Raw genomic sequence first — 26,171 nt, forward strand, 5'->3', positions numbered from 1 at the left:
ACACGGCGTTCGTCTACTATCGGGCCGCCAGGGAAATGCCGCCCCCGCGGCTACAGGAGATGCGTGATGCGCGAAGACTGGAAGAAACACCTTGTCGATTCCGGTGCCGAATTCGAGGGCGACGAGCTCGTCCACTACGGCAACCCGGAGCGTGAACGGCAGATGGCCGTCAACGGCGATGTCATCTGCGACCTTTCCCATCGCGGGCTGCTGGAGATTCGCGGTGCCGATGCCACCGAATTCCTCCAGGGCCAGTTCGGCAACGATATCCGGCAGGTGGACGAGCGCCACGCCCAGCTGTCCAGTTACGCCAGCCCCAAGGGCCGCACCTATGCGGTGTTCCGTGTCCTGCGCACTCAGGACGGCTATCTGCTGGAGATGCCGGCGGATCGCGTGGAGCCGGTCGCCAAACGACTGCAGATGTTCGTCCTGCGCTCCGACGTGATCATCGAGCAGGCCGGCGACAGCCGCATCCGCTTCGGCCTGTCCGGTCCGGATGCCGAGAAGGAGCTGCAGGACGCCCTGGGCGCCTGTCCCGCGGAGATCCACGAGGTCGTGGAAAAGGACGGGGTGACGGCGGTGCGCGTGCACGGCGTGCACCCGCGTTTCGAACTGTTCGGCGGCTTCGACGCGATGCGTCGGCTGTGGGACGCCCTCAACGTGCGCGGCGCCCCGGTGGGCCCGCACGAATGGCAGCTGCTGGACATCCTCGCCGGGATCCCGAGCGTGTTCGAGGCCACCACCGAGATGTTCGTGCCGCAGATGCTGAACCTGCATGCCCTGGGCGCGATCAGCTTCGACAAGGGCTGCTATCCGGGGCAGGAGGTGGTCGCGCGCATGCACTACCTCGGCAAGCTCAAGCGGCGCATGTTCCGCCTGGCGATCCAGGATGGCGAACCCCCGACACCGGGCATGCCGGTATTCCGCGCCGATGGCAACCCGGATCAGGCCGATGGCGAACTGGTGGCCGCCGAACTGCACCCCGACGGCCAGTACTCCGCACTGGCGGTGCTCAAGGTGGACGCGGCCGAGGCCGAACTGCGCTGCGGCGCCCCGGACGGCGCGCCGGTGACGCTGTGCGACCTCCCCTACGACGTTCCCGAAGGGGCCTGACGCATGCGCTTTCTGTTCTTCTTCTTTGTCCTCATCCTGCTGGCGCTGTGGGCGGCGTTCTTCAGCCGCCCCAACAATCCGACCCTGTCCAACTGGCTGTACGCCCTGGCCGGGGTGCTGGCGATCCTGTTCCTGATCGGCTACCTCCGCCTCGACGGGGTGATATAGCCCCTCGGGACACCCGTACCCCATGCCCTCTTGTTTTTTGTTGGGGTCATGGATGGGTACACACACAAAAAGGCCCCGCCGGTTACGACCGACGGGGCCTTTTTGCGAGGTGTTTGGTGGAGCGGAGGAGGATCGAACTCCCGACCTTCGCGTTGCGAACGCGACGCTCTCCCAGCTGAGCTACCGCCCCTCGAGATGCTGCGCATTCTAGCAGGGACCCGAGCCCACGGGAACCCCGGCGACCATCCGGGTGCTCCCGGGACCGGGTCGCATTTCGGCAACGCGTGCCGCAATCCGTGCGCCGTTTCGCGTGCGGCAGGACAGGCAGCCGCCTAGAATGAGATCCCTGATCGAGTCATTTGCCACAGCTCATGAACGCGCATCTTCCCTTGATGACTGGCCCCATACCCCTTCGCCGGAGCCCGGAATGAGCCTCTCCGTGCGTATCCTGGGCGCCAGCGGCGGCATCGGGCCGGGCCGCCGCACCACTTCCATCCTGATCGACCGGGACATCCTGATCGACGCCGGCAGCGGCGTGGGCGATCTCGAGCTCGAGGAACTGCAGGCCATTCGCCACGTCTTCCTGACCCACTCGCACCTCGACCACGTGGCATTCCTGCCACTGCTGATCGACACGGTATTCCGGGTGGATGCCCCGCCGGTCACGGTGCACGCCCTGCCGGAGACCCTGGAAGCCCTGCAGCGCCACATCTTCAACTGGGTGATCTGGCCCGATTTCACCGCCCTGCCCTCGCCCGAGCAACCGGCGCTGCGCTTTCGCCCGCTGGATGCCGGCGAGCAGATGGACATCGACGGACGCTCCGTCACGGCCCTTCCCGCGATGCACACCGTCCCGGCGGTAGGGTATTCGGTGAGCCGGCCGGATGCCGGAGCCTTTGCGTTCAGCGGAGACACCACTTCGACCCGGGGTCTGTGGCAGACCCTGAATGCCCTGCCCCGCCTCGATCTGCTGATGATCGAAACCGGGCTGCCGGACGAGATGGACCATCTCGCCGGTGCCACCCGCCACTACACCCCGCTGCAGCTGGCGCGCGATCTCGACCATCTGCGGCATCGCCCGCGTATCGCGGTGACCCACCTCAAGCCGGGCTACGAACAGACCATCCGTGAACAGCTGGCCGCGCGCAACAATGGCGACATGATCGTTCTCGACGGCGACGAGCACTTCGAGCTGGCCGGCTGACCCTGGCCACCGAGCGCCGCTGCGTCCGGATTGGTCGCAAACCGGAGCTGTGGCATCCTTGGCGGATGCGACCCCTGATCCGACTCTTTTTCCGCGGCGTCCGCCTGGTACTCACACCCTTCATGCTCGTGGGCGAGAAGGTGACCCGCCCGCGCGGAATCCAGCGTGACCCCGAAGAACAGGCTCGGGTGGACGAACAGACCCGCGCCCTCGCGCTCTACCACTTCCCCGCCTGTCCGTTCTGCATCAAGGCGCGCCGTGCCATGCAGCGGCTGTCGCTGGACATCGAACTGCGCAACGCCCAGCCGGCCGGCGAACACCGCGAGACCCTGCAGACGGAAGGCGGCAAGCTGCAGGTCCCCTGCCTGCGGATCGAGGAAGGAGACGGCAGCGTGCGCTGGCTGTACGAGTCGGGCGCGATCATCGACTACCTCGAGTCGCGCTTTGATCCGGACCGGGCCGGAGCCGACCGCAATACCGAGGGCTCCTGAACCCGCAAATGACAGGGGGCGGCACGTGGCCGCCCCCTCGGGACCGGATCAGACCCGGAAGTGCCCCACCCGCTGCTGCTGCTCGGAAGCCAGTTTCGACAGCTCTTCCGAGGCATTCGCGATCTCGCGCGAGCCGCTGGCCGTCTCGTCCAGCACCTGGGTGATGTTGGAGATGTTGCGGTTGATCTCCTCGGCCACCGAGGACTGTTCCTCGGCCGCGCTGGCGATCTGCGTATTCATCTCCGAGATGGTGGTCACCGACTGCGTGATCGACTCCAGCGACTCGCCCGCCTCGTTCACCTTCTCGCGGCTGGAATGCGCGCGGTTCTTGCCTTCTTCCATCGCCTGAACCGCCTCGCGCGTGCCGTTCTGGACGCGCTCGATCATGCCCTGGATCTCGTGAGTCGAATCCTGGGTCCGGCTCGCCAGGGTCCGCACCTCGTCGGCCACGACCGCGAAGCCGCGGCCCTGCTCGCCGGCCCGCGCCGCCTCGATGGCCGCGTTCAGCGCCAGCAGGTTGGTCTGATCGGCGATGTCGCCGATCACCTCCAGCACCTTGTTGATCTCCTCGGCGTCCGTGGACAGCCGTTCGATCACTTCGGCGGTGTTGTCCACCTGCGAGGTCAGGTGGTTGATCGACTGCACCGTCTGTTGCACCAGCTCGCGCCCGGCGTTGGCATCCTGGTCGGTGGTCTGGGCCGCCGTGGCCGCGTCGGAGGCGTTGCGTGCGACCTCGGCCACCGTCGCGGTCATCTCGTTCATCGCGGTGGCCACCTGGTCGACCTCGTCCTTCTGCCGCGTGACCTGACCGTTGGTCTGTTCGCTGGTTGCGGACAGCTCATTGGCCGCGGCCGCCACCTGATCGCCACCGGCGGCGACTTCCTTGACCAGGTCCTGGATCTTGCCCACGAAGCGGTTGAACGCCGCCGCCAGATCTCCCAGCTCGTTGTTGCCGTCGGCCTCGAGCCGGCGCGTCAGGTCTCCGTCGCCGGACGCGATGTCATCCAGACGCGTGACGGTCTGGCGCAGCGGCCGCACGATGCTGCGCGACAGCAGCCAGGCCAGCAGCAGACCAAGACCGATGGCGACCACGCCCACCGCCACCACGGTGGTGGTGGCATTGCGGGCCATCGCCACGTATTCGCTGCGATCGACCATCAGCTCCAGCACGCCCACCGGCTCACCGGAGAAATCCTCCACCGCGCGCCCGACCACGGCCATCGGGCGGCCGTCGTGGCGAACGTTGCGGATCATCTCCTCGCCGTCGAGGATGCGCCGCATCTCCTCCCGACTGAAGGTCGAATCGCCATTGATGGTTCCGGCAAAGACCTCGAAACCGCCATCACGATCCAGGTGTACCGCCACGGGTGATCCGGTTTCCTCGGTGAAGGACTCGAAGAAGGCGTCATCGAAGGCCATGCCGAATTCCAGCGAGCCGATGTGCTCGTTCTGGTAGGACACCGGCACCATCCCGCGGATCCCGATGCCGAACGGGCCCTCTTCCAGGCCGGTGATCGGCTGCCGATTGCGGTTCACCTCGAGGATCGTCTGGCGCACGTCCGACAGGTCGTCGCCGTAGTTGTCGGGACTGTGGGTACGCAGGAAAGAGGTCGCCGGCGGCGTATGGAAGTGATACTGGCGTACGTCGTGCTCGGCGCGAAGCTCGCCATATCCCGGCTCGGTCAGTTCCAGCAGGCGCTCACGATCCCCCTCGGCGAACGCCTGCTGAATCACCGGAACCTCGGCGATGGCCCGCGCCATCGACTCGCCCCGTTCGGCTTCCTGCTCCAGCTGGCGGATCAGCAGCCCGCTCAGGTCGTTCAGCTCCCGTTGCTCCGCGCGATCGGCCATCGTGCCGAGGCTGTTCATCACGACGACCAGCGTGAGCACCACAACCGCCACCACAACGATGGTGACGCCGCCCATCAAGCGCGTTCCGATACGGATATTCCTGAGCATGGCTTTCCCTCTTTTGGTGTTCCGGCATTCTGATCAATGCGCATTCCGCCGGGCCCTGCGCAGCCGGATGGCTACATCAGCATGCCCTCACATGCTAACGGCGGCCATCCGGAAACCTTGATCCGAATCGGCCGCCGTCACGAAAACCCATCCTCCGGCACGGGGCACAACACCCCGGCCGGCAGGACCCACGGTCAGACACGGAAGCGCCCGGTGCGCTCCTGCTGCGCCGAGGCCAGCTTCGACAGCTCCTCCGAGGCGTTGGCGATCTGCTGCGATCCGGCCACGGTCTCGTCCAGCACCTGAGTGATGTTGGAGACGTTGCGGTTGATCTCCTCGGCCACCGAGGACTGCTCTTCGGCCGCGCTGGCGATCTGCGTGTTCATGTCCGAGATGCTGCTGATGGACTGCGTGATCGACTGCAGCGACTGCCCCGCATCGTTGACCTGTTCCACGCTGGAATGCGCCTGTCGACGGCCGTCCTCCATGGCCTTCACCGCGTCGCGCGTGCCGTTCTGCACCCGCTCGATCATCCCCTGGATCTCCTGGGTCGAATCCTGGGTCCGGCTCGCCAGGGTCCGCACCTCATCGGCCACCACCGCGAAGCCGCGGCCCTGCTCGCCGGCCCGCGCCGCCTCGATGGCCGCGTTCAGCGCCAGCAGGTTGGTCTGATCGGCGATGTCCCCGATCACCTCCAGCACCTTGTTGATCTCCTCGGCATCGGTCGACAGCCGCTCGATCACCTGCGCGGTGTTCTCCACCTGGGTGGACAGGGTGTTGATCGCACTGACGGTCTGTTCCACCAGCTCCCGACCGTGGGTCGCATCCTTGTCCGTGCTCTGTGCGGCTTCCGCCGCCTCGGTGGCGTTGCGGGCGACCTCGGCCACGGTCGCGGTCATCTCGTTCATGGCCGTGGCGACCTGGTCGATCTCGGATTGCTGGCGGCCGACCTGTTCGTTGGTCTGCTCGCTGGTCGCGGACAGCTCGTTGGCTGCGGCCGCCACCTGGTCGCCGCCGGCGGCAACTTCCTTCACCAGCTCGTGGATCTTGCCCACAAAACGGTTGAACGCCGCCGCCAGATCCCCCAGCTCGTTGTTGCCGTCGGCCTCCAGCCGGCGCGTCAGGTCCCCGTCGCCGGACGCGATGTCGTCCAGACGCTCGACCGTATCGCGCAGCGGCCGCACGATACTGCGCGACAGCAGCCAGGCCAGCAGGAGGCCAAGACCGATGGCGACCACGCCCACGCCCACCACGGTAGCCGTGGCATTGCGGGCCATCGCCACGTAATCGCTGCGATCGACCATCAGCTCCAGCACGCCCACCGGCTCGCCGGAGAAGTCTTCCACCGGACGCCCGACCACCGCCATCGGACGACCGTCGTGCTCGGTCCGGCGCACCAGTTCCTCGCCGCCGGCAATCCGCTCCATTTCGTCACGGCTGAAGGTGGAGTCGCCGTTGATGGTGCTGCCGAACGCCTCGAAGGTCCCGTCGCGCTGCAGGTAGAGGGCCACCGGGGCTTCCGTATCCGCCGTGAAGTCCTCGAAGAAGGCATCGTCGAAGGCCATGCCGAATTCCAGCGACCCGATATGTTCACCCTCGTGGGAGACCGGGACGATGCCGCGGATGCCCAGGCCGGCCACCCCTTCCTCGAGCCCGGAGATCGGCCGGCGGTCGCGGTTGGTATCGACCACGGTCTGGCGGAACCCGGAGAGGTCATCGTCGTAGCGATCCGGACGGTGTGCCCGCAGGAAGGACGTCGCCGGCGGCGTATGGAACTGATACTGGCGTACGCCGTATTCCTCGTAGAGGTGATCGAAACCCGGTACGGTCATCGCATGCAGCTGTTCGCGGTCCCGCCGGGCGAAGGCCTGCTGCACGTCCGGAATGGCGGCCACGGCCTGTGCCATCGCGGTCCCGCGATCGGCTTCCTGATCGAGCTGCCGGATCAGCAGTTCACTCAGGTCATTGAGTTCACGCTGTTCCGCACGGTCCGCCATGTTGCCGAGGCTGTTCATCACCACCACCAGCGTGAGCACCACGACCGCGACCACCACGAGGGTGACGCCGCCCATCAGGCGGGTTCCGATCCGGATATTCCTGAGCATCTCTCTCTCCCTTGAAGCTTTCTTCGCGCCCGGAGTTACGGGCGCCGTTCTGCGAGTCTCTCGCTCCCGCTAGCGGCCGGCAGCGGCCTGACTTGAGCCGCGCGGGTCACACGCCTCCCCACGCACTCAGCCCACGTGCCGCAGCAGCAACGGCTCGGCGAGCGCATACACCGCGAGGCTGACCAGCACGATGGCGACCACCGACAGCAGGGCCCCGCCGCGGATCATGTCCACCACGCGCAGGCGATTGGAGGCAAACACGATGGCGTTGGGCGGCGTGGCCACTGGCAACATGAACGCGACCGACGCGGCGAACGCCACCGGCAGGGTCATCAGCCCCACCGGCACGTCCATGCGCAGCGCGAGCGCGGCCACCAGTGGCAGCAGGGTGGCGGCGGTGGCGGTATTGCTGGTCACGTGGCTGAGGGTCATGGTGACCAGCACCACCCCCGCGATCACCAGCAGCAGCGGCCACGCCTGCGCGCCCATCAGCGCCTCGGCGGTCAGTTCCGCCAGGCCCGAGGATTCAATCGCGGAACCGAGACTGAGACCGCCACCCACGAGCAGCAGCACCCCCCAGGGCAGCTCCCGCGTGTTGTCCCAGCACAGCAGCCGCCGCTGACCCGAGGCCCCGGAAGGGATCAGGAACAGCAGCCCGGCCCCGAGGATCGCGATCCCGGCGTCCGTCAGTTCCAGCGGCAGCCACGCCTCCAGCAGGGGACGAAACATCCAGGCCAGCGCCACCAGCAGGAACACCGTCGCCACGCGCAACTCCGCATGGCTCCACGGCCCCAGATCGCCTACCTGCTCCTGCAGCATGCGGTCGAGCCCGTTGAGGCGAATGCGATGCACCGGGAACACCCAGCGGGTCAGCAGGAACCAGGCAATGACCAGCAGGGTCAGCGACAACGGCAGGCCCAGCAGCATCCAGTCGATGAAACCGATCCCGAGCTCGTAGCGGTCATTGAGAAACGCGACGGTCAGCGCATTGGGCGGGGAACCGATGATGGTGGCCATGCCGCCGATGTTGGCCGCGAAAGCGATGCCCAGCAGCAGCGCCAGGGCCGGACTGCGGCTGTCCGGCGCCATGCCCTGCAGGCCCTGGCCCCCGTCGCGCTCCATCAGCCCCAGCACCGACAGCGCGATCGGCAACATCAGGGCCGCGGTGGCGGTATTGCTGACCCACATCGACAGCCCCGCGGTGGCCAGCATGAAGGCACCCACCAGGGTGTGCAGCCCGCGGCCGGAACGCGACAGGATCGCCAGCGCCAGCCGCTGGTGCAGGCCCCAGCGCTGCACCGCCAGGGCGATCGCGAAACCGCCCATGAACAGGAAGATGGTGGGGTTGGCGTAGGGTGCGGTAGCCTCGTCCATCGCCACCACGCCGGTCAGTGGCAGCAGCGCGATGGGCAGCAGGGCCGTGACCGGGATGGGCAGCGCCTCGCTGATCCACCACACGGCCATGAACAGGGTCAGGCCCAGGACCCGCCAGGCCTCCGGGGAGAAGGCCTCCGGCGGCGGGACCAGCAGAAAGGCCACGAAGACCAGCGGCCCGAGGAACAGACCGATGCGCGCACGCAGCGCGCTTCCGGCGGGGGATCCGCCGTGATCCTGTCCGGGGCCGCCCCCGGCGCCCGGCGGCGGTGTTCGCTCCCCCTCCCCGGTCGTCTCCTGCATGCGTCAGTCCGCCGCGCGCACCAGGAATTCCATCAATGCCTTCTGCGCATGCAGGCGGTTTTCCGCTTCGTCCCAGACCACGCTCTGCGGGCCTTCCAGCACGTCGGTGGCCACCTCTTCCTCGCGATGCGCCGGAAGGCAGTGCATGAACAGGGCATCCGGCTGCGCGCGATCCATCAGGGCCTGATCCACGAAGAACCCGGCAAACGCCTGGCGCCGCGCGCTCTTCTCCTGTTCCTGGCCCATGCTCGCCCACACGTCGGTCACCACCAGATCCGCACCCGCGGCCGCCTCGCCGGCATCGCGGGTCACGCTCACGTGATCGCGGGTCGCCTCCAGCACCGAGGCCTCCGGGTCGTAACCCTCGGGACAGGCCGCCACCAGCTCGAAGCCCAGCAGATGGGCGGCGTACATGTAGCTGTGGCACATGTTGTTGCCATCGCCGATCCAGGCCACGCGCTTGCCGCGGATGTCGCCACGGTATTCGAAGAAGGTCTGCAGATCCGCCAGCAGCTGCGCCGGATGCTCCAGATCGGTCAGCCCGTTGATCACCGGCACCGAGGAATGCCGCGCGAACAGCTCCACCTTCTCGTGCTCGTAGGTGCGGATCATCACGCAGTCCACCATGCGCGAAAGTACCCGTGCGGTGTCCTCGATCGGCTCGCCCCGCCCGAGCTGGGTATCCCGCGGCGACAGGAACAGCGCGTTGCCGCCGAGCTGCTGCATGCCCACCTCGAAGGACACGCGAGTGCGGGTCGACGACTTCTCGAAGATCATTCCGAGGGTCTTGCCCCGCAGCAGGTCGTCATGGTGTTCGCCCGCCTTCAGCTGGCGTTTCAGCTCGATCGCGCGGTGCAGCACCGCGCGCGTCTCTTCGGCGGACAGATCGAGAAAGGAAAGAAAATGGCGCGGATTCATGCAGAAGCCTCCCTGGTGGCCCCGGATGCCAGAAACGCATCCACCCGGTCGGCCACGCCGTTCGCGATCTGCGTGACCTGTTCGTCGTCGATGATCAACGGCGGCAGCAACCGGATCACCCGCTCCGCCGTCACGTTCAGGATCAGCCCGGCCTCCAGCGCCTGTCCCACCAGCTCGCCGGCCGGCCGATCCAGCTCGATCCCCAGCATCAGGCCGCGGCCACGGATCTCCACGACCTCCGGCCGGTGGCCCAGGCGCTCCTGCAGCTGCCGGCGCAGTGCCTGCCCCTGGCGTTCGGCCTGCTCGCACAGGGCCTCCTCCTGCATCACGTCCAGCACCGCCAGCGCCGCGCGCGACACCAGCGGACCGCCGCCGAAGGTGGTGCCGTGCATTCCCGGCCGGAACAGGTCGCGGGCCGCCCCCGCCACCAGATTCGCCCCGATGGGAATGCCGTTGCCCAGCCCCTTGGCCAGGCTCACCACGTCCGGGGTGATGCCTTCATGCTGAAACGCGAACCACTGGCCGGTACGGCCGATGCCGGCCTGGATCTCGTCCAGCATCAGCAGCCAGCCGCTGGCATCGGCGATCTCCCGCAGGCGGCGCAGATAGCCGTCGGGGGGGATGCGGATGCCGCCCTCGCCGGTCACCGGCTCGACCAGGATGGCCACGATGTCCTCCTGCCCGGCCAGTGCCGCCACCGCGTCCGCATCGCCGTAGGGCACATGTTCGAACCCCTCGACCAGCGGCTCGAACCCGGCCTGGATCTTCGCATTGCCGGTGGCGGACAGGGTCGCCATGGTGCGCCCGTGGAAGCTCCCGTCCATCACGATCACGCGCGGGCGCTCGATGCCCTTCGCCCGTCCGTGCAGCCGCGCCAGCTTGATCGCGGCCTCGTTGGCCTCGGCCCCGGAATTGCAGAAGAATGCACGACCCATACCCGCGAGCGAGCACAGCCGCCGGGCCAGCGTCTCCTGCAGCGGCACCCGGTACAGATTGGACGTATGCACAAGGGTCGAGGCCTGGTCGCAGACCGCGCTGGCCACCCGCGGATGCGCATGTCCCAGGCCGCAGACCGCGATGCCCGACAGGGCATCCAGATAGCGCCGGCCCTCGGTGTCCCACAACCAGGCACCCTCGCCGCGCTCGAAGGCGACCGGCAGGCGATTGTAGGTCTGCTGCAGGAAATCGTTCATGTTCCGTTCTCCAAACGCGAAAGCCGGCGGTGGTGCCGCCGGCTTCCGGAATGCGGGTCGGACACCCGGCGCGGAACCCTCTTGCGGGAACCCGCCGGGCTCGTCGCCGATCTTACTGCATCTGCCGGGCGACGAAGTCCCAGTTCACCACGCTCCAGAAGTTCTCGAGGTACTTCGGGCGCGCGTTGCGATAATCGATGTAGTAGGCATGCTCCCACACGTCGCAGGTCAGCAGCGGGGTCTGGCCGTCGCGCATCGGGTTCGCGGCGTTCGAGGTATTGACGATCTCCAGCGAGCCGTCGCCATTCTGCACCAGCCAGGTCCAGCCGGAACCGAAGTTGCCGACCGCCATCTCGTTGAACTTTTCCTTGAAGGCGTCGAACGAACCGAAGGCGCTGTTGATGGCATCCGCCAGCTTGCCGGAGGGCTCGCCACCGGCATTCGGGCCCATGCAGTTGAAGTAGAAGGTGTGGTTCCAGACCTGGGCGCCGTTGTTGAAGATGCCGCCGGCCGGGGCCTTCTTGATGATGTCCTCCAGCGAGGCGTTCTCGAACTCGGAGCCCGGCAGCAGGCCGTTGAGCTTGGTCACGTAGGTCGCGTGGTGCTTGTCGTGATGGTATTCCAGCGTCTCGGCGGAGATGTGGGGCTCCAGTGCGTCCTTCGCGTACGGCAGATCGGGCAGTTCGTAGGTCATGGGACCTCCTTCTTCGCGTTCGTTCGTTATTCGTGGTGATGTCTCGCGGGGACCGCCCCTTCACGGGCGATCCCGAACCCGCTAACGATAGTCACCTTGGGCGGGCGATGCAATTCCCGAGTACAACACTCGACCTTTGCCGGGCCGCGGGTGCGGGCATCGTGATACCTTTTCTTCGCAACGTAACATCGCCGTGCTGGACTGGGCGGATTCCGTCATATGCCCGTCCCCGATGCAGGATACCGACTTGGAAGCCAACGACCGTTTTCTCAACCGTGAACTCTCGCTGCTGGAATTCAACCGCCGGGTGCTGGAACTCGCGCGGGAACCCGGCTTTCCTCTGCTGGAACGCCTGCGTTATCTCAGCATCTCCTCGACCAATCTCGACGAGTTCTTCGAGGTCCGCGTCGGCTCGCTGCTGCAGCAGGTCGAACTGAACGTCAGCGCGCCCGGCCCCGACGGCCTGTCCGCGCAGGAACAGCTGCGCCGCATCAGCCCGGCCGCGCACCAGCTGGTGGACGAGCAGTACGCGATCCTCAACGACGAACTGATCCCGGCGCTGGCCGCCGAGGGCATCCACTTCGTGCGCCGTACCCACTGGACACCGGAGCAGCAGGCATGGGTGCGGGACTACTTCCGCGAGCAGCTGCAGCCGGTGCTCACGCCCATCGGCCTGGACCCGGCCCATCCGTTCCCGCGCATCCTCAACAAGAGCCTCAACTTCATCGTGACCCTGCAGGGCAAGGACGCCTTCGGCCGCGAATCCGGCCGCGCGGTGGTGCAGGCCCCGCGCTCGCTCCCGCGTCTGGTGCGTCTGCCGCCGGAGGTCGCCTCGGGGGACAACGACTTCGTGCTGCTCTCCTCCATCCTGCACGCCCATGTCGGCGAGCTGTTCCGCGGCATGCAGGCCACCGGCTGCTACCAGTTCCGGCTCACCCGCAACTCCGACCTGTTCGTGCAGGAAGAGGAGATCGACGACCTGCTCAACGCGCTGGAGGGCGAGCTGCCACAGCGCAACTACGGCGCTGCCGTGCGCCTGGAGGTAGCGGACAACTGCCCCGAGGAGGTCGCCCGTTTCCTGCTGCAGCAGTTCAACCTGCCGGAAGAGGCCCTCTACCAGGTCACCGGCCTGGTCAACCTCAACCGGCTGATGGCGGTCCACGACCTGGTCGACCGCCCGGATCTCAAGTTCCCGCCGTTCGTGCCCGCGCTGCCGCGCCCGCACGTGGGCGCCGAACAGATCTTCCACTGCGTGCGCGAACACGACCTGCTGCTGCACCACCCCTACGAGTCGTTCATGCCGGTGGTGGAGTTCCTGCGCCAGGCCGCCAGCGACCCGGACGTGCTGGCGATCAAGCAGACCCTGTACCGTACCGGCACCCGCTCGCCTCTGGTCGAGACCCTGATCGAGGCCGCGCGCAACGGCAAGGAAGTGACCGTGGTGATCGAGCTGCGGGCGCGCTTCGACGAGGCCGCCAACATCGAGCTGGCCAACCGCATGCAGGACGAAGGCGTGCACGTGACCTATGGCGTGGTCGGCTACAAGACCCACGCCAAACTGGCGCTGGTGGTGCGCCGTGACGAGAACGGCATCAACCGCTATGCCCACCTGGGCACCGGCAACTACCACTCCGGCACCGCCAAGGCCTATACCGACTACGGCCTGATGACCGCCGATCCGGTGATCACCGAGGACGTCCACCGGGTGTTCCAGCAGCTGACCGGGCTGGGCCAGGTGTCCCGCCTGCGGCGGCTGATCCAGGCGCCCTTCCGGCTGCACGACGCGATGCTGGAAAAGATCCGCCGCGAGGCCGAACATGCCCGCGCCGGACGCCCGGCACGCATCGTCGCGCGCATGAACTCGCTCAACGAGGCGGCGATCATCGAGGCGCTGTACGAGGCCTCGCAGGCCGGTGTCCGCATCGAGCTGATCGTGCGCGGGATCTGCGCCCTGCGCCCCGGGGTGGAAGGACTGTCGGAGAACATCGAGGTGCGCTCGGTGCTGGGGCGCTTCCTCGAGCACTCGCGGGTGTTCTGGTTCGGCAACGACGGCGAACCGGAGCTGTACCTGTCCAGCGCCGACTGGATGCCGCGCAACTTCTTCCGCCGCGTCGAGGTCGCGTTCCCGGTTACGGATCCGGCCATGCGCGAGCGGGTGGCGGAGGAGTCGCTGTTCGCCTATCTGCGGGATACCGCCACGGCCTGGCGCCTGCTGCCGGACGGTCGCTACCAGCGCGTGACCCCAGCGGAAGGCGAAGCGCCGTGGTCGGTGCAGCAGTGGCTGCTGGACACGCTCTCTGGCACCCAGACCACCAGCGGGTAACCCCCGGGCGCGCAGCGCCGACCCGAACCCGGTCAGGCGAAGGCCAGGCGAACCCCGACCCGTTTGAGTTCCGCAGCCTCGGCCTCCAGATCGGCGCGGGTCAGCGGGTGTGCGTCCAGCCAGCCGTCGGCGAAGATCAGTTCCAGGCCCGCCGTGCGCGGGCATACCGTTTCCAGCGGCAGCGGGTCGTCGGTGCGCGGACGGTGCAGCAGCACCGCCAGCCGCAGCAGCACCACGAGATGACGAAACCCTTCGTCGTCCCCGGGACGCGGGTCCTTCAGCAGCGAGGGCTTGAGCTTGCGCCGATGCAGTCGCACCAGGCGCGCCAGTTCCTGTTGTTCCGGCCGCGAGAACCCGGGCAGGTCGGCCCAGTCGAGGATGTATTCCCCGTGCTTGTGGTACTTCGCGTGCGACAACGCCAGGCCGATCTCGTGCAGCTCCGCGGCCCAGCTGAGGCGATCGCGATCATCCGCCCCCAGGCCCAGCTCGTCGGCCACCTGCTCCGCCAGCCAATCGGCGGTGGCCTGCACGCGCCGCGCCTGTTCCGCGTCCACCGCGAAGCGCTCGCGCAGGTGATGGATGGTACGTCCGCGCACGTCCTCGTGGCGGATCCGGCCCAGCAGGTCGTGCACCACGCCCTCGCGCAGCGCACCGTCCGAGGGATGCAGACGCTCGATCCCCAGCGCGCGGAAGGCCCCGATCAGGACCGCCAGCCCCCCGGCGATCACCGGTCGGCGGTCCTCGTTGAGCCCCGGGAGGTCGTCCAGATCCGCGCTGCGTTTCTTGCGGATCATGCGCTCGCGCAGGGCTTCCAGCGAGGCCAGCGTGAGCCCCGGTTCGGGATCCAGCTCCAGCCCCTCGACCATCCGGCTGAGGGCCAGGATGGTCCCCGACGATCCGAGGGCCTGCGCCCAGCCGAGCCGGCGATAGGTCCCGACCAGCGGCTGCAGCTCGCGCCCGGCCTGCAGCTCCGCGGCTTCAAACGCACGCCGGGTCAGGCGCCCGCGCGGAAAAAACCGCCGGGTGAAGCTCACGCAGCCCATCTCCAGGCTCTCGGCCCGCTCGGTCTCGAAACGCGCCCCGATGATGAACTCGGTGCTGCCGCCGCCGATGTCGATCACCAGACGCCGGTCCCCCTCGTCCGCGAGGGTATGGGCGACGCCCAGATAGACCAGGCGTGCCTCCTCGCGGCCGCCGATGATCTCCACCGGATGACCCAGCGCCGCCTCGGCGCGCTGCAGGAAACGATCGGCATTGCGCAGCTGGCGCAGGGTATTGGTACCCACCGCACGCACGCTGCCGTGTGGCAGCCCGCGCAGGCGCTGGCCGAAGCGTTCCAGGCAGGCGATCGCCCGTTCCGCCACCGCCGGGTCAAGACCGCCGCGCGAATCCAGTCCGCTGGCCAGCCGCACCATGTCCTTCAGGCGGTCCTGCATCAGGACCTCGCTGCCCTGGCGGCGTGCCACGATCATGTGAAAGCTGTTGGAACCCAGGTCCACCGCCGCGACGGTCTCGACCTCCCCGGGCTGGCCAGCCTGCCCCTCGTTCGTCATGGTCAGGCCCCGCCGAGGCGTTCCAGCACCCCGCGCGGCAGGTGCCACACCAGGTGCAGCGGGCCGGGCAGATGGCCGCCCAGGCCGCAGGCATCGCCCTTGCCCATGGCCACCGGTGCCGCGCCGCCGGACAGCCCGAGAAGGCGGCCGGCGAGCCGCGAGAGATCCGGCTCGTGCCCGACCAGCACGATGCTGCCGCCATCCTTCTCCGTCTGCAGCCGCTCCTGCAGCTCGGGGCCCACCAGCTGCCCCGGGCGCAGGCAGTCCACGGTTTCCGCCTCGCAGGCCAGGGCCCGCGCCAGCGGCGCGGCTGTCTGCGCCGCGCGGTGCCAGGGGCTGACCCAGACCCGCGCCGGCTCCGCCAGCAGCGGCACCAGTGCACGGGCCATGGCCGCCGCGCTCGCTTCACCCTCACGGGTCAGGGGACGATCGCGGTCGGGGCCGTCGAATGCCGACGGATCCTCGGACTGGGCGTGGCGCAGCAATACCAGATCGGGGCGCTTCACGGGATCAGGCCTCCGGGTCCGGGCGCAGCATCAGCAGCGAATACCAGCCGTCGCCGGCCAGCCACTCGCGATCCCGCAGCAGACCGCTGCCGGCAAGCAGCCGGTCGATCATCGTCGCGTCGAACTTGCGCGAGATCTCGGTGCGGATCACTTCGCCAGCGGTCAGCTCCAGGGTGGTGTCGAACGCGTCCACCCGCACCTGCTGCGGGGCCTGCGCCACCAGATGCATCTCGATGCGCGAGGCCTGATGATTGAACGGCGCGCGGTGCACGAAACCGCGCTCGTCGAAATCGGCCCCCAGCTCGCGGTTGAGCACCGACAGCAGGTTCAGATTGAAGGCCGCGGTGACCCCTGCCGCATCGTCATAGGCCGCCTCCAGCACGTCCACCGGTTTGACCCGGTCCAGACCCAGCAGCAGGTGATCGTCCGGCCCCATGGTCCGGCGGATCGTCTGCAGCAGCGCGATCGCCTCGGCATCCTCGAAGTTCCCGAGGCTGCTGCCGAGAAAGGTGAACAGCCGGGCCTCGCCGTGACCGCTCTCCGCCTCGTCATCGGTCAGGGCCTCCAGGGCAGCGATGTAATCACCCGCCAGCGCCCGGATGCTCAGCTGCGGGAAGCGCTCCACCAGCCGCGCACCGGCCTCGTCGAGGATCTCCGGACACACGTCGTTGGCGACGTAATGCGCCCGCTCGCCGGCCGCGCGTTCCAGTGGCGCGAGCAGGTATTCGGTCTTGCGCGAGGTGCCGCTGCCCAGCTCCACCAGCGTGGACGCCCCGGCCGCCGCGATGATCGCCTCCGCGTTGCGCTCCAGCAGCGAGGCCTCCAGACGGGTGGGATAGTATTCCGGGGTATCGCAGATGGCGTCGAACAGCGCGGAGCCACGGGCATCGTAGAAATACTTGGGCGGCAGGCTGCGCGGGGGTTCCAGCATCCCGGCGCGGAAGTCGGCGAGCAGTTCGGCGTGCGCGTCGCGAACCTCGACGGTGCGGCGGGAATAGCGCTCGGGAATGCGCTCGGCGGGAGATGCGGCCATCGGGGGTTCCGTCGTCCTGGGTTTTCCGGCACGCTAGCATGAAAACCGCGACGGCTCCCAGCACCGGAGTGCTTCGCCGGGACTTTCTCCGAACCACCCCGAACCGCCGACTCCCATGTGCCGCCACCTCGCCTATCTCGGTCCTCCCCTGCCCCTGCGGGCCCTGCTGATGGATCCGCCGCATTCGCTGACCGAGCAGGCCATCGGACCGCAGGAACTGGTCTACGCCCGGGTGAACGCCGACGGCTTCGGCTTCGGCTGGTTCGACGAGCGCGGCGAACCGCTGAACTATCGCCGTGCCGACCCCATCTGGCAGGACCCCAACCTGCAGACCCTCGCCGGACACCTGCACCAGCCCCAGTGGGTGGCGGCCATCCGCAGCGCGACGCCCGGCTTCGGCGGCGACACCGCCAATGCCCAGCCGTTCGCGCGCGACGGACTGCTGTACAGCCATAACGGCCTGATCCGGAGCTTCCTCCCGCGCATCCGCCGCTGCATCCAGCAGCGCCTGGAACCGGCGATCGAGGAGGGCATCCAGGGAACCACGGATTCCGAATACCTGTTCGCGCTGATCCGCCAGCTGCTGGCCGACGACCCGGAAACCACCCTGGAAGGCGCACTGGGCGAGGCCTTCTCGCTGGTGGCCGAATGGCTGGGGGACGAACACGCCCTGCTCAACGTGATCATCGGCGACGGTCGGCGCATCGTGGCCAGTCGTCACGCGGTGAATGCCGACTCGCCCAGCCTTTACTACACCACCGATGACGAGACGTTCCCGGACGGCAGCGTGGTGATCGCCTCGGAACCCCTGACCGACCGCGAGGCCTGGCGGGCGGTGCCGCCGCATCATCTGCTGTGCGTGGAGCCCGAGAGCCCGCCGGAACTTCTCGCCCTGTAACGTGCTCTTGCCGACATGTCCGCGAACCCGCCCCTCAATCTGCGTGACTGCCTGGCCAGCCAGCATGCGCGCCTGAACGACGCCCTCGACGGCACCCCGGCCACGGCGGGCCGCAACCAGTACCATCGCGATCTGAGCCCGGTCGACTGGCACTATGCCCACTGCCATTTCATCGAGGCGGTCTGGCTGGGCGAGCGCCTGCCGCAGCAACCGCCCGAGGCGCAGCGCGACTGGCACGACCTGTACTTCCCCGAACTGAGCCCCAAATGGCGCCGGGGCGGTCGTCTGCCCCCGCGGGGCCGGCTGCGGGCCTGGGGCCACGAGCGCCAGACCCTGCACCGCGAATGGCTGGCGGACCCCGCGATCCAGGACCATCCGCTGATGGTCGGCGACTATCTCGCGGGCTTCCTTGCCCAGCACCATGCAATGCATCTGGAAACCCTGGAACAGGTTCGCTGGTTCGCCCGGCTGCACGGCGCGCAACCCGGACAGGCGCCCGCCCCGCCGCGGCCGGGCGCGGACACGGGCACCCCGGTGCCGGACCGGGACTGGATCCCGTTCGACGCCGCCCGCCACACCGTCGGCTACGCCGGCGTCGACGCCTTCGACAACGAACGCGGCGTCCACGAAACCACCACCGGACCCTTCGAGATCGCCGCCCGCCCGGTCAGCAACGCCGATCATGCGGCGTTCATCGAACAGGGCGGCTACCGGCGCCCCGAATTCTGGGATCGCGCCGGCCTGGAGTGGCTCCGGCAATCGGGTACCCGCGGCCCGCTCGGATGGTGGCGGGCAGGGGATGGGCAATGGTGGCAGACCCGTCCGGATGGCGAGGCCCCGCTGGACCCGGATGCGCCAGCGATGGGCCTGTGCTGGTTTGCCGCGCGCGCCCACGCCCGCTGGGCCGGCGCCCGCCTGCCGCACGAACATGAATGGGAACGCGCCGCGCGGGAAGGTGCGTTGCAGGCCACCGGCCAGGTCTGGGAATGGTGCGACAACGCGTTCTTTCCCTATCCGGGATTCCGGGCCTATCCTTATGAAGGGTTCTCGGTGCCGTGGTTCGACGGGGAACACCGGGTCCTGCGCGGCGGCTGCGAATGGAGCGATCCGATCCTGTGCCGGCCCAGCCTGCGCAATTTCTTCACCCCGGAGAAGCGCCACGTGTTCGCCGGACTGCGCCTGGTGCGCGAGCGCACGGATTGACAACGACCGGACGAATGTCCGAGAGGGAACCGCCATGCCTGCCCCGACTTCCGTTCCGACCCGCATCACCACCCTGCTCTGCGGCCTGGTCCTTGCCGGGGCCGCCACCGCCACGCCGGCCGCCGCGGGCGGCGACGGGGCCACGGTATTCAAGCTCTCCGGCACCGCCGAGCGTCAGGTCGAGAACGACCGCATGATCGCTACCCTCGTGGCCGAGGCCCGCGCGCCCGAAGCGCGTGATGCCGCCGCCGAGGTCAATCAGCGAATGGAGGGGGCCCTGGCGCACCTCGAGGCATTCGAACACATCGACACCCGGACCCTCGACTACAGCACCCGCGCGATCCAGGACCGCAATGACCGCAGCCGGATCACCGCCTGGCAGGTGCGCCAGAGTCTGGAACTGCGCGGCGGCGACTTCGACAGCCTCACCGAGCGCGTCGGCGAGCTGCAGCAGGAACACGAGCTCACCGTCAGCGGCATCCGCTTCGGCGTGTCCGCCGAGCACGAACGGGAGGCACGCCGCGAGATGATCGACGATGCGGTGGAGGACCTGACGGATCAGGCCCGCGCGATGGCGCGCAGCATCGGCGCCTCGCATCTGCGGCCGCTGGAGATGGAACTGACCCGCCAGCGCAGTCACGGACCGCAGCCGATGATGGCACGCTCAGAGGGGGTCTCCAGCGCCCCTGCCCTGGAAGCCGGCGAGAGCACCCTGACCATCCGTGTGGACGGTCGCATGCAGGCCCTGGGAGCGGACACCCTGCGCGTAACACCCCGATAAGCCGGGAACCATAGCGGAGACCGCATGCGCCAGATGACCGCGCCGGAACTGAACGACTACCTCGCCACGGCGGACCCGCCGCCGCTGCTGCTGGACGTGCGTGAACCCTGGGAATTCGAGCACTGCCATATCGAGGGCTCACGCCTGCTGCCGATGGGCCAGATCCCGTCGCGCCGGGACGAACTGGATCCGCAGGCCGAGATCGTCGTCATCTGCCACCATGGCGTACGCAGCCAGCAGGTGGCGGGATTTCTCGAACGGGCCGGCTTCGGCCACGTCATCAACCTGCGCGGCGGCGTGGACGCCTGGGCGCGCGAGGTGGACGTGAACATGCCCGTCTACTGATCCCGCCCGACCCGGCCCCGGCCGGTGCGGGGAATACTGGGACGTGCCGGCCTCATTCCGTATACTGACCGGTTTTCCGGCCCACTGCGAGCAAGCGATGAATCCTGACCTCGACCGGCTCCAGCCCTATCCGTTCGAACGCCTGCGGGCACTGTTCGCCGATCTGGAGCTGCCCGGGGGCGTGGATCCGATCGCGCTGTCCATCGGCGAACCGCGGCACCCGCTGCCCGACTTCGTCGAACCCACGCTGCAGGCAGCGGTCAGCGGCTACAACCACTACCCCACCACGCGTGGTGCGCCGGCCCTGCGCGAGACCATTGCCCTGTGGCTGCAGCAGCGCTTCACCCTGCCCGACGGGGTCGACCCGGAGCGCCAGATCCTGCCGGTCGCGGGGACCCGCGAGGCGCTGTTCGCCATCGCCCAGGCGGTGGTCGATCCGCATGCCGGGGCCCGCGTGCTGATGCCCAACCCGTTCTACCAGATCTACGAGGGCGCGGCCCTGCTGGCCGGGGCGGAGCCGGCGTTCTACGACCTGGATGCCGAGCGCGGCTGCCTCCCGGACTTCTCGCAGGTACCGGAATCGCTGTGGAAATCGGTGCAGCTGGTGTATGTCTGCAACCCCGGCAATCCGGCAGGCACGGTGATCCCCGAGGATCAGCTGCAGACCCTGATCGAACTCGCCGAGCGCCACGACTTCGTGATCGCCGCCGACGAGTGCTATTCCGAGATCTACCATCCGCGCGGCCATCCACCGCCGGGGCTGCTGGGCGCCGCCGCGCGCATGGGCAACGACACCTTCCGGCGCTGCATCGCGTTCCACAGCCTGTCCAAGCGCTCCAACCTGCCGGGTCTGCGTTCGGGCTTCGTGGCGGGCGACGCCGGAATCCTCGAACGCTTCGCGCTGTACCGCACCTATCACGGCTGCACCCTGCCGACCCCGACCCAGGCGGTCAGCCGCGCGGCCTGGGCGGACGAGGCCCACGTCGAGGCCAATCGCGACCTCTATGCCGAGAAGTTCGCCCGCGTGGTGCCGAAGCTCCAGGAGGTGATGGAGGTCAGCACGCCGGAAGCCGGGTTCTACCTGTGGCCGCGGGTACCGGACGGCGACGACGAGGCCTTTGCCCGCCGGCTGTACGCCGAGGCCGGGGTCACCGTGCTGCCCGGGCGCTATCTCGGCCGCAGCCACCCCGACAGCGGCTACAATCCGGGCGCCGGCCATGTGCGCATGGCGCTGGTCGCCGAACCCGAGGCCTGTGTCGAGGCCGCAGAGCGCATCGTCGGGCTGTATCGCTGATCAGCTCCGCCGATCCTCCCGCACCCGTTCCTTTCGTTTTTTCATCTACGATCGACCACAAGGAAACGTCACCATGTCGGACCTGCAGAACACCATCGAAACCGCCTTCGAGCGCCGCACCGAGATCAGCCCGCGCAACGTCGAGACCAGCGTGCGCGACGCCGTGAACGAGGCGCTGGACATGCTCGACAGCGGCCGTGCCCGCGTCGCCGAGAAGAAGGATGGCGAGTGGGTGGTCAACGAATGGCTGAAGAAGGCCGTGCTGCTGTCCTTCCGCATCTCGGAGAACGAGTTCATCAAGGGCGGCTTCACCAACTACTACGACAAGGTCGCGTCCAAATACGCCGACACCTCCAGCCGCGACTTCCGCGAAGGCGGCGTACGCGTGGTGCCGCCGGCCACCGCCCGTCACGGCAGCTACATCGGCCCCAACGTGGTGCTGATGCCCTCCTACGTGAACATCGGCGCCTACGTCGACGAAGGCACCATGGTCGATACCTGGGCCACGGTCGGCTCCTGCGCACAGATCGGCAAGAACGTGCACCTGTCCGGCGGCGTCGGCATCGGCGGCGTGCTGGAACCGCTGCAGGCGAACCCGACCATCATCGAGGACAACTGTTTCATCGGCGCACGCTCCGAGGTGGTCGAAGGCATGATCGTCGAGGAAGGCGCGGTGATCTCCATGGGTGTCTACCTCGGCCAGTCGACCCGCATCTACGACCGCGAGAACGACGAGATCATCCGCGGCCGCGTGCCCGCCGGCGCGGTGGTGGTGCCCGGCACCCTGCCGGCGGAGAACGGCAAGTACTCGCTGTACTGCGCGGTCATCGTCAAGCGCGTCGACGAGCAGACGAAGGCCAAGGTCGGCATCAACGAACTGCTGCGCGATGTCTGAGGTCGTCCTCCACGGCATCGCCAACTGCGACACCGTGCGGCGGGCACGCCGGGCGCTGGAGGCGGCCGGCGTGGACTATCGCTTCGTGGATTTCCGCAAGGACGGCCTGGATCCCGAACGGCTGCGGGAATGGGCCATGGAGCTGGGCTGGGAGGCCCTGATCAACCGCCGCGGCGCGACCTGGCGCCAGCTGCCGAAGGAACAGCGCGAGGCCCTCGACGAGGACAGCGCACTGGCCCTGATGCTGGAGAAACCGACCCTGATCCGCCGTCCGGTGATCGAACACGCCGGCCGCGTGAGGCTGGGCTGGGGCCCGGAGAACGCCCGGGCCCTGGGGGCGGAGTAGCGGCCCGTCAGCCCTGCTGGCGGTAGCCGGCGACCTCCTGCTGCAGCTGCTGGGCGAGGGCCTCCAGGGCCTCCACCGCCTGCTGCATGTCGGAGGCCCCATCGGCACTCTGCGCCGCCAGATCGTTGATGTGGTGCACGTTGCGGTTGATCTCCTCGGCGACCTGGCTCTGCTGCTCGGTGGCGCTGGCCACCTGCCGGGTCATGTCGTCGATGGTGCTGACCGACTGGTCGATGGCGTCCAGTGAATTGCGGGCCTCGTCGGCCTTGCTGACACTGGACTCGGCCTGCCGCTGACTGGCATCCATCGCCTCCACCGCGCGCCCCGCCGCACCCTGCAGTTTCTCGATGATCCCGCGGATCTCGCCGGTGGAGTCGTTGGTGCGCTGCGCCAGATGCCGGACCTCGTCCGCCACCACCGCAAAGCCCCGTCCGGCCTCCCCAGCCCGCGCCGCCTCGATCGCGGCGTTCAGCGCCAGCAGGTTGGTCTTGTCGGCGATCTCCTCGATCACCTGCAGGATGGTGCCGATGTTGTCGCTGTCCCCCTTTAGATCGTCGATCACATCGCGCGAACGATTGATCTCCCCGGCCAGGGCATTGATGGTCTCCTGCGTGGCAGTCACCACCTCGCGCCCGCCATGCACCGCCTGAGTCGCCTGATCGGCCTGCTCCGCGGTGCTCTGGGTGTTGTTCGCGACCTCCTGCACGGTGGCCGACATCTGGTTCATCGCGGTGACCACCTGCTCCACGTCGCTGCGCTGCTCGCCGGTCGCCCGGCTCAGTTCCGCACTGCGGCCTTCCAGCTGACGCGCCGACGCGGCGATGCCGTCGGCGGCGTCCGCCACCTGGCCGATCAGGGCGGACAGCCGTTCCATCACCTGGTTGAAGGCACTGCCGGTGCGGCCGATCTCGTCGCGCGTGGCGATATCCACGCGATACCCCAGATCCGCCGAACCGCTGCCTACCGCCTCCAGGCCGGTGGCCAGGCGCTCCAGCGGCCGGGTCAGCACCCCGGCGTAGATCCAGCCAATGGCCAGGGCGACCAGGAAGGCCACCACCCAGAGCCCCCACAACAGCCACCACAGCGTGTTCACCGGGGCGTACAACTCGCCCAGGGTCTGGTCGACGATCAGGCCCCAATGGACGTCATACTCCTGCGCCACCTCCGGCAACATCACGGTCAGACCCCATTTGCGGTCCCCGTCGCCACTGAGGAACTCCCCGCCCGGGTCGCCTTCGCGGTGGTGTACCGGCGACTCCATGATGGCGTAGTCGCTCATGTCATAGCCGAAGCGGCCCATGTCGCGGTGCCCGATCAGCCGTCCGTCGCCATTGAACAGCGTGACCCGGCCGGTCTCGCCGATCGTGACCCGATCAGAGACTTCGCGGATCACGTCCATCGGCAGCTGGGCCGCCAGCACCCGACCGTCGTTCAGGGACTCCAGGTAGGTGATAAAGCGCCCGTCGGCCGTATCCGCCTCGACGTCCACATCCAGCAGACGTTCACCGGCCCGCGCCGCGGCGAGGATTTCGTCGCGGGTACCCTCGCTGCCAACCCCCGGAAGCTCGCCCGCATCACCGGTTTCCGCCAGAACCTCGCCGTCTTCATCCAGCAGGCCGGCCCAGCGGAAGCCGGAATATTCCTCGCGCATGCCCTCCAGCGCGGCCTGTGCATCGGCCGGATCGTCGATATCCGCCCGGGCCACGCTGCGCAGGGCCCGACCATGATCCAGCACCCGCCGGTCGACTGCCGCCTGCACCTGCTCGCCGACATTCACCAGCGTCTGTTCCAGGCTGGATTGCAGCTGGCCCTTCATGCTGTGGAAGGTCACCCCGCCCATGATGGACAGCGGGATGGTGCTGACCGCGATCACCAGCAGGATCAGTTTGAGGCGCAGGCCCTGTATCTTCATCGTCATCCTCCGGTTCCTGATCCCTTTGACGGCCAATCTCCAGCCGCCTTGAGGCCCACGAAAAAACGCACCCCGGGAGGTGCGTTTCGTGTACTACTTCACATTTCTTCGGGAGCGGACGGAAGACGCTCGCCCCGCATTCCCCGGTGCCGCGCCGCGACACCGGGGAAACCGTGTCAGCGGCGCCCGGAGGCGGCCTGACCGCGACCCCGACCTTCGGCACGGCGGCCCTGCCCCTGACGCGGACCACCGCCGCCGCGTCCGGAACGATTGCCGGCGCCATTTCCGTTGCCCTTGCCACGGCCACGGCGGGGGCGGTCATCCGCCACCGGCTGCGGCGCCGCGTAGCCATCGGTCTCCATCCGCTCGATCGGACGCTGGATCAGCTTCTCGATCCCGGCCAGCAGCTTGAGCTCGTCGCCACCGACCAGCGACAGCGCCGAACCTTCACAGCCGGCACGGCCGGTGCGGCCGATGCGGTGGACGTAGTCCTCCGGCACGTTGGGCAGCTCGAAGTTGACCACCTGCGGCAGCTGGTCGATGTCCAGCCCGCGCGCGGCGATATCGGTGGCCACCAGCACCGGCACGCGGCCGGACTTGAACTGTTCCAGCGCCCGGGTGCGGGCGTTCTGGCTTTTGTTGCCATGGATCGCCGCCGACTGGACGCCGTCCTTCGTGAGCTTGTCCGCCAGACGATCGGCGCCGTGCTTGGTGCGGGTGAAGACCAGCACCTGTTCCCAGTCGTTGCTGCGGATCAGATGGCTGAGGAGATCCCGCTTCTGATGGCTTTCCACCAGGTGGACCTTCTGCTCCACGCTCTCCGAGGCGGTGTTGCGCGCCGCGACTTCCACGCAGGCCGGGTCGGTCAGCAGGCCATCGGCCAGCTTGCGGATGTCATTGGAGAAGGTGGCCGAGAACATCAGGTTCTGGCGCTTCTTCGGCAGCATCGCGATCAGCTTGCGGATGTCGCGGATGAAGCCCATGTCGAGCATGCGATCCGCCTCGTCCAGCACCAGGATCTCCACCCCGGACAGGTCGATCGTCTTCTGGTTCGCGTGATCCAGCAGGCGCCCGGGCGTGGCCACCACCACGTCCATGCGGCTGCGCAGCGCGCGGATCTGCGGATTCATGCCCACCCCGCCGAAGATGGTCATGGAGCGTTGCTCCAGATGCTGGCCGTAGGTCTTCACCGAATCGTGAACCTGGGAAGCCAGCTCCCGCGTCGGGGTCAGCACCAGGGCGCGCGGACGGCCGTTGCCGGCGCGCGCCGGCGGATTTTCCGCGAGCTTCTGCAGGATCGGCAGGGTGAAGCCGGCGGTCTTGCCGGTTCCGGTCTGGGCCGCGGCCAGCAGGTCACGACCGGCCAGCACTTCAGGGATCGCCCCGGCCTGGATCGGCGTGGGATGGGTGTAGCCGGCGGCGGAAAGCGCGCGCAGCAGGGGTTCGGCCAGATTCAGGCCGGCAAAAGTCGGTTGGTCAGACATGAGTGCTCCAGCGCAACCCGCCGCTCAACGCTCGGCCAAGGGGCACCCATCGGGGAAGACGACATCGGGGGGATCG

The 26,171-nt window shown here is 68.2% G+C and carries 23 protein-coding genes and 1 tRNA gene; 12 read left to right on the plus strand and 12 right to left on the minus strand.

Going from position 1 to position 26,171, the window contains the following annotated elements; all coding sequences use genetic code 11:
* The first annotated feature begins 66 nt into the window (after positions 1-66).
* Positions 67-1,113: a folate-binding protein YgfZ gene (locus C998_RS0108475; protein ID WP_018870431.1), complete on the plus strand. Its 1,047-nt coding sequence runs from the start codon at positions 67-69 to the stop codon at positions 1,111-1,113.
* Positions 1,114-1,116: 3 nt separating this feature from the next.
* Entirely contained in the window at positions 1,117-1,281 is a 165-nt protein-coding gene (locus C998_RS15040; RefSeq protein ID WP_018870432.1) for a hypothetical protein, read from the plus strand.
* A 114-nt stretch (positions 1,282-1,395) separates the two neighbouring features.
* Here C998_RS15040 and C998_RS0108485 read toward each other — a convergent pair.
* Positions 1,396-1,471 (minus strand) — tRNA-Ala (locus C998_RS0108485).
* A gap of 237 nt (positions 1,472-1,708) precedes the next feature.
* On the opposite strand from C998_RS0108485, the gene C998_RS0108490 reads away from it, so the two are divergent.
* Positions 1,709-2,485, plus strand: coding sequence for an MBL fold metallo-hydrolase (locus C998_RS0108490; protein ID WP_018870433.1), 777 nt, complete (start codon positions 1,709-1,711; stop codon positions 2,483-2,485).
* A 65-nt stretch (positions 2,486-2,550) separates the two neighbouring features.
* Complete coding sequence (locus C998_RS0108495; RefSeq protein ID WP_018870434.1) at positions 2,551-2,976, plus strand: glutathione S-transferase N-terminal domain-containing protein; 426 nt, start codon at positions 2,551-2,553, stop codon at positions 2,974-2,976.
* Between the two features lie 48 nt (positions 2,977-3,024).
* On the opposite strand, the gene C998_RS0108500 is transcribed toward C998_RS0108495, so the two are convergent.
* From C998_RS0108500 to C998_RS0108525, 6 genes are all read right to left on the minus strand, one after another.
* Positions 3,025-4,935, minus strand: coding sequence for a methyl-accepting chemotaxis protein (locus C998_RS0108500; RefSeq protein ID WP_026279548.1), 1,911 nt, complete (start codon positions 4,933-4,935; stop codon positions 3,025-3,027).
* Positions 4,936-5,129: 194 nt separating this feature from the next.
* Entirely contained in the window at positions 5,130-7,040 is a 1,911-nt protein-coding gene (locus tag C998_RS0108505; protein WP_018870436.1) for a methyl-accepting chemotaxis protein, read from the minus strand.
* Between the two features lie 126 nt (positions 7,041-7,166).
* Positions 7,167-8,717, minus strand: coding sequence for a DASS family sodium-coupled anion symporter (locus C998_RS0108510; RefSeq protein WP_018870437.1), 1,551 nt, complete (start codon positions 8,715-8,717; stop codon positions 7,167-7,169).
* Positions 8,718-8,720: 3 nt separating this feature from the next.
* Complete coding sequence (argF, locus tag C998_RS0108515; protein WP_018870438.1) at positions 8,721-9,635, minus strand: ornithine carbamoyltransferase; 915 nt, start codon at positions 9,633-9,635, stop codon at positions 8,721-8,723.
* Positions 9,632-10,828: an acetylornithine transaminase gene (locus tag C998_RS0108520; RefSeq protein ID WP_018870439.1), complete on the minus strand. Its 1,197-nt coding sequence runs from the start codon at positions 10,826-10,828 to the stop codon at positions 9,632-9,634. Before C998_RS0108520 ends, argF begins: the two co-directional genes overlap by 4 nt.
* Before the next feature lie 112 nt (positions 10,829-10,940).
* Entirely contained in the window at positions 10,941-11,522 is a 582-nt protein-coding gene (locus tag C998_RS0108525; protein ID WP_018870440.1) for a superoxide dismutase, read from the minus strand.
* Between the two features lie 232 nt (positions 11,523-11,754).
* Here C998_RS0108525 and ppk1 point away from each other — a divergent pair, with 232 nt between their 5' ends.
* Positions 11,755-13,845, plus strand: a complete 2,091-nt coding sequence (gene ppk1, locus C998_RS0108530; protein ID WP_018870441.1) for a polyphosphate kinase 1 — start codon at positions 11,755-11,757, stop codon at positions 13,843-13,845.
* Between the two features lie 32 nt (positions 13,846-13,877).
* Here the strand turns inward: ppk1 and C998_RS0108535 are convergent, their stop codons facing one another.
* Genes C998_RS0108535 through egtD form a run of 3 tightly spaced genes read right to left on the minus strand, consistent with a single transcriptional unit; the run spans position 13,878 to position 16,937 of the window.
* Positions 13,878-15,398, minus strand: coding sequence for a Ppx/GppA phosphatase family protein (locus C998_RS0108535; protein ID WP_018870442.1), 1,521 nt, complete (start codon positions 15,396-15,398; stop codon positions 13,878-13,880).
* Positions 15,399-15,400: 2 nt separating this feature from the next.
* Positions 15,401-15,904 carry a histidine phosphatase family protein gene (locus C998_RS0108540; protein WP_018870443.1) on the minus strand — a complete coding sequence of 168 codons (504 nt, stop codon included), beginning with the start codon at positions 15,902-15,904 and terminating at the stop codon, positions 15,401-15,403.
* Between the two features lie 4 nt (positions 15,905-15,908).
* The gene (gene egtD, locus C998_RS0108545; protein ID WP_018870444.1) at positions 15,909-16,937 is read right to left on the minus strand and encodes an L-histidine N(alpha)-methyltransferase; all 1,029 of its coding nucleotides are present in this window, start codon (positions 16,935-16,937) and stop codon (positions 15,909-15,911) included.
* Between the two features lie 115 nt (positions 16,938-17,052).
* On the opposite strand from egtD, the gene egtC reads away from it, so the two are divergent.
* The 7 genes from egtC to C998_RS0108580 all read left to right on the plus strand — a co-directional run bounded on the left by egtC (position 17,053) and on the right by C998_RS0108580 (position 22,699).
* Positions 17,053-17,835, plus strand: coding sequence for an ergothioneine biosynthesis protein EgtC (gene egtC / locus C998_RS0108550; protein ID WP_018870445.1), 783 nt, complete (start codon positions 17,053-17,055; stop codon positions 17,833-17,835).
* Between the two features lie 15 nt (positions 17,836-17,850).
* Positions 17,851-19,038 (plus strand): SUMF1/EgtB/PvdO family nonheme iron enzyme, encoded by a 1,188-nt coding sequence (locus tag C998_RS0108555; RefSeq protein ID WP_018870446.1) that lies wholly within the window; start codon positions 17,851-17,853, stop codon positions 19,036-19,038.
* Between the two features lie 34 nt (positions 19,039-19,072).
* A complete protein-coding gene (locus tag C998_RS0108560; RefSeq protein WP_018870447.1) occupies positions 19,073-19,819 on the plus strand; it encodes an SIMPL domain-containing protein in 747 nt (248 codons plus the stop codon).
* Positions 19,820-19,843: 24 nt separating this feature from the next.
* Positions 19,844-20,164: a rhodanese-like domain-containing protein gene (locus C998_RS0108565; protein WP_018870448.1), complete on the plus strand. Its 321-nt coding sequence runs from the start codon at positions 19,844-19,846 to the stop codon at positions 20,162-20,164.
* Positions 20,165-20,261: 97 nt separating this feature from the next.
* Positions 20,262-21,458 carry a succinyldiaminopimelate transaminase gene (gene dapC / locus C998_RS0108570; RefSeq protein ID WP_018870449.1) on the plus strand — a complete coding sequence of 399 codons (1,197 nt, stop codon included), beginning with the start codon at positions 20,262-20,264 and terminating at the stop codon, positions 21,456-21,458.
* 73 nt (positions 21,459-21,531) lie between these two features.
* The gene (gene dapD / locus C998_RS0108575; RefSeq protein WP_018870450.1) at positions 21,532-22,353 is read left to right on the plus strand and encodes a 2,3,4,5-tetrahydropyridine-2,6-dicarboxylate N-succinyltransferase; all 822 of its coding nucleotides are present in this window, start codon (positions 21,532-21,534) and stop codon (positions 22,351-22,353) included.
* Positions 22,346-22,699 (plus strand): ArsC family reductase, encoded by a 354-nt coding sequence (locus tag C998_RS0108580; protein ID WP_018870451.1) that lies wholly within the window; start codon positions 22,346-22,348, stop codon positions 22,697-22,699. The genes dapD and C998_RS0108580 overlap by 8 nt, the downstream gene beginning before the upstream one ends.
* 7 nt (positions 22,700-22,706) lie before the next feature.
* Here C998_RS0108580 and C998_RS15370 read toward each other — a convergent pair whose 3' ends face one another.
* Positions 22,707-24,617: a methyl-accepting chemotaxis protein gene (locus C998_RS15370; RefSeq protein WP_018870452.1), complete on the minus strand. Its 1,911-nt coding sequence runs from the start codon at positions 24,615-24,617 to the stop codon at positions 22,707-22,709.
* Between the two features lie 170 nt (positions 24,618-24,787).
* On the minus strand, positions 24,788-26,095 hold the full coding sequence (locus tag C998_RS0108590; RefSeq protein ID WP_018870453.1) for a DEAD/DEAH box helicase: 1,308 nt from the start codon (positions 26,093-26,095) through the stop codon (positions 24,788-24,790).
* Positions 26,096-26,171 lie beyond the last annotated feature (76 nt).

Origin of the sequence: Thioalkalivibrio sp. ALgr3 (assembly GCF_000377325.1) — a bacterium.
In the GTDB taxonomy this organism is placed as follows: domain Bacteria; phylum Pseudomonadota; class Gammaproteobacteria; order Ectothiorhodospirales; family Ectothiorhodospiraceae; genus Thioalkalivibrio.

Bases quoted from the DNA above. Each gene is read 5' to 3' on its own strand.
- ppk1 (WP_018870441.1), top strand. From the start codon at position 11,755: ATGCAGGATACCGACTTGGAAGCCAACGACCGTTTTCTCAACCGTGAA.
- C998_RS0108590 (WP_018870453.1), bottom strand. From the start codon at position 26,095: ATGTCTGACCAACCGACTTTTGCCGGCCTGAATCTGGCCGAACCCCTG.
- C998_RS0108555 (WP_018870446.1), top strand. From the start codon at position 17,851: ATGTCCGCGAACCCGCCCCTCAATCTGCGTGACTGCCTGGCCAGCCAG.
- C998_RS0108475 (WP_018870431.1), top strand. From the start codon at position 67: ATGCGCGAAGACTGGAAGAAACACCTTGTCGATTCCGGTGCCGAATTC.
- dapD (WP_018870450.1), top strand. From the start codon at position 21,532: ATGTCGGACCTGCAGAACACCATCGAAACCGCCTTCGAGCGCCGCACC.
- C998_RS0108580 (WP_018870451.1), top strand. From the start codon at position 22,346: ATGTCTGAGGTCGTCCTCCACGGCATCGCCAACTGCGACACCGTGCGG.
- C998_RS0108500 (WP_026279548.1), bottom strand. From the start codon at position 4,935: ATGCTCAGGAATATCCGTATCGGAACGCGCTTGATGGGCGGCGTCACC.
- egtC (WP_018870445.1), top strand. From the start codon at position 17,053: ATGTGCCGCCACCTCGCCTATCTCGGTCCTCCCCTGCCCCTGCGGGCC.
- C998_RS0108510 (WP_018870437.1), bottom strand. From the start codon at position 8,717: ATGCAGGAGACGACCGGGGAGGGGGAGCGAACACCGCCGCCGGGCGCC.
- C998_RS0108565 (WP_018870448.1), top strand. From the start codon at position 19,844: ATGCGCCAGATGACCGCGCCGGAACTGAACGACTACCTCGCCACGGCG.
- C998_RS15370 (WP_018870452.1), bottom strand. From the start codon at position 24,617: ATGACGATGAAGATACAGGGCCTGCGCCTCAAACTGATCCTGCTGGTG.
- C998_RS0108495 (WP_018870434.1), top strand. From the start codon at position 2,551: ATGCGACCCCTGATCCGACTCTTTTTCCGCGGCGTCCGCCTGGTACTC.
- egtD (WP_018870444.1), bottom strand. From the start codon at position 16,937: ATGGCCGCATCTCCCGCCGAGCGCATTCCCGAGCGCTATTCCCGCCGC.
- C998_RS15040 (WP_018870432.1), top strand. From the start codon at position 1,117: ATGCGCTTTCTGTTCTTCTTCTTTGTCCTCATCCTGCTGGCGCTGTGG.
- C998_RS0108505 (WP_018870436.1), bottom strand. From the start codon at position 7,040: ATGCTCAGGAATATCCGGATCGGAACCCGCCTGATGGGCGGCGTCACC.
- C998_RS0108535 (WP_018870442.1), bottom strand. From the start codon at position 15,398: ATGACGAACGAGGGGCAGGCTGGCCAGCCCGGGGAGGTCGAGACCGTC.
- argF (WP_018870438.1), bottom strand. From the start codon at position 9,635: ATGAATCCGCGCCATTTTCTTTCCTTTCTCGATCTGTCCGCCGAAGAG.
- C998_RS0108560 (WP_018870447.1), top strand. From the start codon at position 19,073: ATGCCTGCCCCGACTTCCGTTCCGACCCGCATCACCACCCTGCTCTGC.
- dapC (WP_018870449.1), top strand. From the start codon at position 20,262: ATGAATCCTGACCTCGACCGGCTCCAGCCCTATCCGTTCGAACGCCTG.
- C998_RS0108490 (WP_018870433.1), top strand. From the start codon at position 1,709: ATGAGCCTCTCCGTGCGTATCCTGGGCGCCAGCGGCGGCATCGGGCCG.
- C998_RS0108520 (WP_018870439.1), bottom strand. From the start codon at position 10,828: ATGAACGATTTCCTGCAGCAGACCTACAATCGCCTGCCGGTCGCCTTC.
- C998_RS0108525 (WP_018870440.1), bottom strand. From the start codon at position 11,522: ATGACCTACGAACTGCCCGATCTGCCGTACGCGAAGGACGCACTGGAG.